This is a genomic window from Flavobacterium sp., from assembly GCF_031381455.1.
Lineage (GTDB): Bacteria > Bacteroidota > Bacteroidia > Flavobacteriales > Flavobacteriaceae > Flavobacterium.
Genome location: NZ_JANMXZ010000037.1, coordinates 53,887 through 62,079, shown reverse-complemented (window position 1 = coordinate 62,079; position 8,193 = coordinate 53,887). Strand labels below are relative to the sequence as shown.

The 8,193-nt window shown below is 29.7% G+C and carries 8 protein-coding genes; all 8 read right to left on the bottom strand.

The genetic code is table 11. The features are described from left to right. A partial coding sequence (locus RMN97_RS08765) for a hypothetical protein (protein WP_309614137.1) occupies positions 1–185 on the bottom strand: 185 nt, incomplete at its 3' end. Positions 186–187: 2 nt separating this feature from the next. Further along, the gene (locus RMN97_RS08760) at positions 188–1,204 is read right to left on the bottom strand and encodes an AAA family ATPase (RefSeq protein WP_309614136.1); all 1,017 of its coding nucleotides are present in this window, start codon (positions 1,202–1,204) and stop codon (positions 188–190) included. 104 nt (positions 1,205–1,308) lie between these two features. Next, positions 1,309–2,172 carry a hypothetical protein gene (locus tag RMN97_RS08755; protein WP_309614135.1) on the bottom strand — a complete coding sequence of 288 codons (864 nt, stop codon included), beginning with the start codon at positions 2,170–2,172 and terminating at the stop codon, positions 1,309–1,311. 49 nt (positions 2,173–2,221) lie between these two features. Next, a complete protein-coding gene (locus RMN97_RS08750; RefSeq protein ID WP_309614134.1) occupies positions 2,222–4,645 on the bottom strand; it encodes a hypothetical protein in 2,424 nt (807 codons plus the stop codon). Continuing rightward, positions 4,629–4,817: a hypothetical protein gene (locus RMN97_RS08745; protein ID WP_284651337.1), complete on the bottom strand. Its 189-nt coding sequence runs from the start codon at positions 4,815–4,817 to the stop codon at positions 4,629–4,631. Before RMN97_RS08745 ends, RMN97_RS08750 begins: the two co-directional genes overlap by 17 nt. 6 nt (positions 4,818–4,823) lie before the next feature. After that, on the bottom strand, positions 4,824–5,279 hold the full coding sequence (locus tag RMN97_RS08740) for a hypothetical protein (protein WP_309614133.1): 456 nt from the start codon (positions 5,277–5,279) through the stop codon (positions 4,824–4,826). Positions 5,280–5,281: 2 nt separating this feature from the next. Further along, positions 5,282–7,321 carry a site-specific DNA-methyltransferase gene (locus tag RMN97_RS08735; RefSeq protein ID WP_309614132.1) on the bottom strand — a complete coding sequence of 680 codons (2,040 nt, stop codon included), beginning with the start codon at positions 7,319–7,321 and terminating at the stop codon, positions 5,282–5,284. Continuing rightward, complete coding sequence (dinD, locus tag RMN97_RS08730) at positions 7,322–8,161, bottom strand: DNA damage-inducible protein D (protein ID WP_309614131.1); 840 nt, start codon at positions 8,159–8,161, stop codon at positions 7,322–7,324. Between the last annotated feature and the right edge of the window lie 32 nt (positions 8,162–8,193).

Genomic DNA, 8,193 nt, shown 5'->3' with positions numbered 1-8,193 from the left:
GGTTTGAAAACAGTTGCAAGCAAATATTCAATAGCATCTTCTTTTGTAAATTTGACTTTTTTGCTTTTTTTCTTTGTAAAGTCATATTTAGGTTTTTCTTCCTGTCCTTTTACCAATACAATAAATTTCTCTTTCTCTTCTGGAGAAAGTGCTAGAAAAACATCATATACTGTATTGGCAGTCATTTTTAAAGATTATTTTTCTTTAAAATGATTCTTACTGTGCCTTCTGAAATACCTAGTAGTCTTCCAATTTCAGATTTTGAATTACCTTTTTCAAACAGTTCTAATATTTTGGAATTACGTTCATTTGCATCGCCTACACTCAATGTTTTTAAATGCTCATTTTCTGAATCATAACCATTAAAACTGAATTGTAAAAAGCTGTTCACTTTTTCAATTCTACAAACAATAATGTTTTCTGAATCATAAACCTGTTCACAATTACGCTGTTTGATTTGTTTGATATATCTTAATCCAATTTCTTGATGACTTTCTCCAATAGCAAAACTGCTATCACAAAAATTCATTAACATTTTACTTCCAGATAAATGGTTTTTTGTTATGGGTTTGCAAGTGTCTATTTTTGGAGTGTGCGCTAAAACCAAAATTGACAAGCCATATTTGTTTTTCAAATCCTTTAGAAATTTCATCAATGGCAAAGCATCTTTTGCTTTTTCATTATCAGTTTTTAAATAGGTGATGTTGTCAACTATTAAAACCTTAACACCATAATCAACAATTGATTTTTCGAGGGAATAAAAAAGAAACTCTTCAAAGGTTTTAAATCTTTTATCTTCAAAATAATCAGGATTAATCTCAGCTCTCAGAAAGTTGGAGCTAAATGAAAAATGATTAGTAAAATTTTCAGAATACCTGTTTTCAAACTGTTTGTCTGAAAGTTCAAAATCAAAATAGATTATTGGAGTAGGTGGGCATTCTAAATTTAAGCCACAAGTAGAAATTCCAGTACTAATACTGTTGGCAATCTGAACCGCCAAAATTGACTTGCCTAAATTAGTGTCGGCAAACAAAATACATATTTCTCCCTCAAACCAAAATTCACCAAATAGCATTCTAGGGATTGGTCTGTTTTTGGCAATTTCAATAAATTGGTTTGCAGATTTTATTTCAAAAATAGAGTTTGAATCGGGAACTAATTCTTTTCTTAACTCTTCCTTGAAACTATCGAGATTATCATTCATAACATTTAGATTTTTTGCAAATCTATCGTGCTATGTAGCGAAGAGTTTAATCTTATTGCTTGAAAGTAATGGAATTACAGCACTTTACAAAAGTTTAAAGTAGTTTACAAAACTTTAAAGTAATCATTAAGAATTGCTTCTAATTCATTAGTTATTCTCGAATAGTCAGAATCTTTGTTTTCGTTTACTGTATATCCAAAGATTGATGGATAAGTACCAATATTGCAATCAAATGTTCTTTTTAAAGAATTGTATAATTCGGTTTGTGTACCATAAGTAATTGTTAAGACTTCTTTTTTAACTAGAAAGTCTATAATGTATCTCAATTTTTTCCCTTTAATAGTGGGGTACTTCTTTAAAATTGCTCTTTCAATTTCTATGTTTTTTTCGTGGGAAATAAAATTTCTAAAGTATTTCTCTCTCGGAGGGAGAGTAGCGGAAAACCTTTTAAAAACTGGTGTTTCCTTTACTTCTTGAATAAAAATTTGAGCATTAAAGTTTTGCGCTTTGTGACCAGTGATTTTTTCAACTTCTGGTAGATTAGTATTAAAATTCAGATTTTGACAATTAAACAAAGCTAGGGTGCTAGAATCTTTAACTGGAGAGTTTCTCTCAAAATAAAGCGATAATTGATTTGAAAAAAAAGTATAGGTTTCAAGTTGTTTTAGGTAGTTTTCAGATAAGTAATTGAAGCTACTTTCACTTAGTGCTTCTTTATACTCTAGCAGCTTAAAACAATTAGTTCTCAACTTGCCGGATTTTATTAGTAATGTTGGTAAGTCAAGGCTATTTTCATAAATGAAGTTTAAATCATCATCAATATATGTTATCCTATCAAGCACTGATTTACTCTCATCTGGAAGTTTTTTAAATTCTTCCATATCAAGAATTGATAGTGGTATATAGAATATAAAATTTCTATATATTTCATTGCTCAATTCGTTAAATTTTGAATTTAAGTCAGACATTATTAATTATAGAGTTGGATTTTGCATCAGTGTTTTGCCATTAGAAAATTTACACTTTCCAATTGTAACTTGTTTTTCCACAACCACATCTAATTGTTTTTAAAACAGGGTCGTAATTTTTTATTGATACTTTAGGTTTTGTACAGGTTGCTTCTTGACAATAAAATATTTTTTCAAACTCTATAATATCAGCCCAGATAGCTTTTAAATCCCCAATTTTTGAGTCAAGCGGATTATCGTGAGACAAGGTATTGCCGATTTGTGCAGAATTCTCTATTCTATCAATTACTGGATAAGTAACAAGTAAATCCTTATTTGCAATTTTTATTGTAGATTTTAAACTAGTAATTAATTCATAACACATTCTATGTTCATTAATTTCATTGAATTTAAAAACCACTTTGGTATCTGTGTTTGAAGCAATATCCTTTAATTTTTGTTCCATATATCTTCTAATTGGATTCCCCATATTACTGGATACTCCTTGAGATAAATTATGCTCTATGAAATCTTTTAACTCACTTGGTGTTTCGTCAAAATGAGTTCCTTTGTCCTCAGACCATTTTATTTCATTGATATACCAACCTTTCTTTTTTGCCAAAGGTTTAATCATATTGTCAAACCATTCTCTTTCATGGGTTAAAACGATAAATTGGTAATCATTAAATTTTTCGATAATCAGATCAGCAAACTTTTTTCTGTGAGTTGAATCAAAACTTGAAATAACATCATCAAGAACTACAAACTTGCTTTCTTTGTTAAATGCAATTACTGACGCTAAAAAGAATGACAGCCCAAAACAATTGAGGTGTGATTCACTAAAATATTTTTGAGGTGGAGATACCCAGTTTCCTTCATACTTGTATTCAATGGTCAAACCATTTAATTCATCGTCTTCGCCAATTGTTACAATTTTTAACTCTTGAAAAGGTTCATTCGGATTCATAAATTGGTAAAATTCATTTATTTTTCCAGAAAATGTCGTGATGAAGTTTTCAAGTCCTTCCTTTTGCTTTTTTATAAATTCATCGTAAATTATTTTTAATGAATTTTGTTGATTTTCAAGGATGCCTTTTTGTTTTTCAATTAAACGTATATTCAAAAAAGCTTCTTTAGCAGATGAAATTTCATTGTACAGAATAGTTGAATTGTTTTTTAGTACTTCTTTTATTTTAGTTATCCTGTCCAAAATTTGCGCCTGAAAATTGAAATCGTCTTCAAGTAGGTTAATTTTTTCTGGTTCAGTTATTTTTTCTCCAGAAGTTACTTTAATTGTACTAGCATTTTGGAAAGCACCTATTTTATCTTTGATTTTCTGAATTTCAATTTTTAATGCTTTATTTTCATCACTGTTTATATCTGGATTCTGTAACAAGGCATCTATTCTTTTGGTTCTTTCCAATGCAATTTCAGAAACTAAAGTTTTTGATTTATTAAAATCATTTAGCTTCTTTGAAGATTCCTCAATTTCCTCTAATCTTTTAGTTATTTCAGATTGTAATTCTTCAATATTTTTAGGTTGCAAGCATAAAGGGCAACTATCTTCTTTATGATATTTAGTGATTACATTTTTACCAGAATTGAGTAATTCTTTGAAAAATGTTTGCATAATGCTTTGTACATCCAATGCAATTTTTTCAAATTCCAGATAGTACTTACCATATTCTGAATTAATAAATCCAATTTCGGATTTTAATAGATTCAAGTTATTTTGAATATTTTCTAAAAAAGCTAATTCTAAATTGAGTTTATTGTTTTCTGGACTAGTAAGGTGGGTTAATACTTTATCAATATCCTCTAAAGTTTTTATTTCATAACCAATATTTAATGGTTTGATTTTTTCATTGAGTTTATCAATGAAATTTTGTTCTTGACTAATTGAAGCTTCAATTTTTTCAATTAAAATTCTTTGCAAATTGCTTTTTTGACCTTCAAAGTTTTGCTTTGTTATTTCTGATTTAATTGCATTATAACATTTTTGCAAAACTTCTTTCTTTTTAGATACTTCTGAGAATCCAATAATTTCAGAAAGATATTTCAGTTTTTCGGTCTTTGTATTATCAACAAAATTGGTTAAGTTTTTAAACCTTAAAATGAGGTTTTCATTTTTTGTATCTGTATAGAATTTGGTAAAATCTTCTGATGTATTATTAAAATCGGAAACTAGTTTTGTTTTTTTGTAATAAATATTTTTTGTTGCATCAACTTTATTATTTGTAAAAGATAGGGCTACTTCAGATGTGACAGAGGCATCAATCTTTGCATTTCTTAAAGCTTCTTTTAAATCTATCTCAAGACTGTTTAAATGCTCTACTTTATCAGTAAAAAACCATTCCAAAGAATCTGAAATGCTGCTTTTTCCTGTTCCGTTGTCTCCATATAATAGTGCAGACTTTCCATTTAAAGGAAGTTTTAATGTGTCTTTTGTTCCTCGAATCCCCTTTAAACTAATTTCATTAATCTTTGTTGCCATCTTGCTCTCTTAATTTTTGAAGTTCGTTTTTCACATTTATATCAGTCAATTTCCCCTCTTTATAAAGTGTTGCTAACATCTTTGCAATATTTGCATCAACGCCTTTAATTTCTTCAATTGAATTGAAAAAATCATTAACAATCTCTTCGCCTGATTTTACATTCTCTTCCATACTTTTTTATTTAAAATATTTCCAATCTATTTTTAAATTACCTGACTGCTTTTTGTCTAAGACTGTTAGTCCAGTCTTATTATTGCAAATAGGGTAAACACCATAATTTTCAACAAAATTTGATATGAAGTGGCTTTCCAAGTCCTCAATTCTGAATTTCCATATATTTTGCAATATTTCAAAATTTATGTAAGTAAAATATAATGGTTCTATTTTTCTATAATTTATTAATCCAATGTTCTTCGATTTACCTTCAAAATGGCTAAGTAATCTACTCCCAATGCTGTTAGTTTTTCTTTCGCTCATACCAATATACAATAATTTGGATTTTGCAAAAGGATATTGAATATCAATTGATTTACTAAAAATAAAATACAATCCTGCTAAACCATTCAAAGGTCTAATGTTTGATGCTTCAAATTTTTTTGGTTCATCGAAATAAATTGTAATTTCATTTTCCACACTTAAAACGCATTAAATTTATCTCCTAAATAATGTTTCAAGTTGTATTTTTTGGTGGTATCTAATGCTCTTTCTAAACAAATGAATTTTTTATCTGTATGGGTTTTGAAATAGTCTACGGTGTCTTCATTGATTACTACATCAAGACAAATCAAAGTTTCTTTTTCGCCATCGCTTGCAAGTTGTACTTCATTGCTTGCAAATTGGGTTTGCAAAACTAGTTTGTAGTTAAGATTAAAGCCATTTTTCAGCAATATCTCGGTTATAAGCTCTGGTTTATTGAACGCATTGACTAATTGCAATTCTTTGTTTGCAATGTAGGTTTTGAGCAATTCAATGTTTTCTGTTTCTGTTTTTTCAGGGTCTGGTGCAAAATCTACTCTAGGGAAATTTGACTTTTGCAATTTGAATACTTTAAATCCTAAACCTTGCAAAGCATCTTCTTTCTTATCGCCAGTAAATAAATCAGGTTGTTTACTTTCTTTTTCTTTTATGATATTTTCAACAACTCTTTTGTTGCGCTCAATAGTAATATCACTTATTTTTTTATAACCTGCCTTGAAAGCTTCACTTTTTTCTGCTGTTGCTTCGGGCATTTGAATCAAAATAAATTTTCTCGTTGAATTCTCTTCAGAATTTAATTTAAAAATTGCATGACCTGTTGTTCCAGAACCTCCAAAATAATCAAGGAAAATATCATTAGAATCAGATTTGATTGAACCGAGTAATAATTGTATTAAAGCACTTGGTTTTGGGTATGAAAAGTAACTTTTTCCATCAAATATTTTTTCTAATTCAATACCTCCATCACTTTTCATAGAAATAATAGACCTCAATAAAAAACTTTCTACTTCATCAAAATATGTTATAGAGCTTGGTTGTGTGTTTTCATCTTTACTAAACCAAATTTTACCACACATATAACTGCCATCGTGTAACTCAACTATATTTTGATATTTACCATCTTTAAATTTTGATGCTTCATCAAATGTATCTTTTTTCCATCTCCAACCTCTATCTGGAACTTTTACAACCATTCCTGTTTTTGGATGTATAACATCATATCTTGGCCCAAAAGTATCTGCGTTTGGCCAACTCATATTTATTTTACCCCATAATCTATAATTCTCGTCAAGTGAATTGTATAAAGTTATACCTCTATCAAAATCATTTTTTTTATAAAGCTTTTTTATTTGGCTTTCTGCTTCGGGAATGGCAACTTTCTGTTTCTTCAATTTTGAAACTAGATTTGTAACATCATCCAAACCTCCTTTTCGCATAGTAAACTCATGCTTAATTGAAGCATCCTTAACATAGATTAAAATATATTCATGGATATTACCAATGCCTTTATCATTTTTCGGCACTCTTTTATTCCAAGTTATACATTCAATAAAATTTTCTTCGCCAAAAACTTCATCACATAGTTTCCTTAAATGATGTATCTCGCTATTATCTAAAGAAATAAAAATTACGCCATCGTTTTTTAATAGTTGGCGACTAATTAGTAAACGGCTATACATCATGTTTAACCAATTACTGTGAAACCTACCATCCGTTTCGGAATTTGTATCAATTATTACCCCATTTTCCACATACTGTGAATCTTCCCAATAACTTTTTTTATCTTGAGAAAAAATATCAGAATATACAAAGTCTTTATCCTTGTTGTATGGAGGGTCAATGTAAATACACTTTATCTTTTCTCGATAACTTCCACTTAATAGTTTTAAGGCTTCTAGGTTTTCTCCTTCAATAATAATGTTTTCGCTGTTGTCAGAATTAATGCTTCGGTCTTCGTCAAAAACTAACGTTGCATTACTAGGCGTAAAGGCATTGCGTTTGGCTTGGCTTTTGCCAAACCAACGAAATTCATAACGTTCGGTTTCATTAATCAATTCAGGATTGACTGCTTTTTTAATTTCATCAATATTCAAATTACCTTCACTAGTAAACCAATCAGGATAGAGTTGTTTTAGTGTTTGCAAACGTTCGTTGTTCCAATCGTTGCTGTTTGGCATGAAGTCGTTAATGCTTTCCATTTACTTTTTGGGTTTCTTTGAATCTTTCAATATTTTTTTATCGTCACCGTCTAACTTGCGTTGAATTTTTTTAACATCTTCGGCAGGTGGCAAATTCTCTGGAACTATTCCTCTTTGTGTTAGCATTTTTCTAACCGCCTTATTATTTTCAACGTGTTCGTTTTCAATTTTGTTCAACCCTTTCAAGTCCTTACTTTGTACATTTAATCCAGTCATTTCAGCAGCAAGGTCTTTGGCTTTTATGCTTATTGTCGGAAGAAAGTCTGCAACTGGTCTATTGTCAGGAACTCCCATTTTCTTTTTCAATTGAATCGTTGACAATCTAAATAATGCTTGGTCTCCTTTGGAACGGATAATCCCAAAACCTTTGCTGTCAACGCCACGTTCAAATAAAATTCCAGAAAGTTGTTTTTCGGTTTGTGTTAGTTTTTCTCTCGCTTTAACACGTTCAAATTCTAATAAACGCTGTTCAATAATTTCAGCTCTACGAGTTTGAACTGCAAAATAGTTTTGCGCAAAAGCAATTTCTTCTTTTCTACTATCCCCATTTTGAGCAATTAAATAACAGGCATAACGAGTTAAAGCTATATCCTCAATTGCTCTTTCAGTTTCAGAACCAATAGAAACCATTTTCTTGATGTCGGGAAAATGGTTGTTTATATCTTCGCCTGCATTATGGCAAGCATCTTTTGCTTTTTGGATAACGTTTTCAAAGTTTTCCCATTTACTATATCCTAAAAGCTTTTGCAATTCTCTTGCACTCCAACATTCAACACCTTCTAATTCAGAAGCAACTGCTTCAAATTGTTGAAATAACGCCATAATCTCTTCACTTTTCATAATCACAAAAGTTTTAGTTAAATATATTTTCT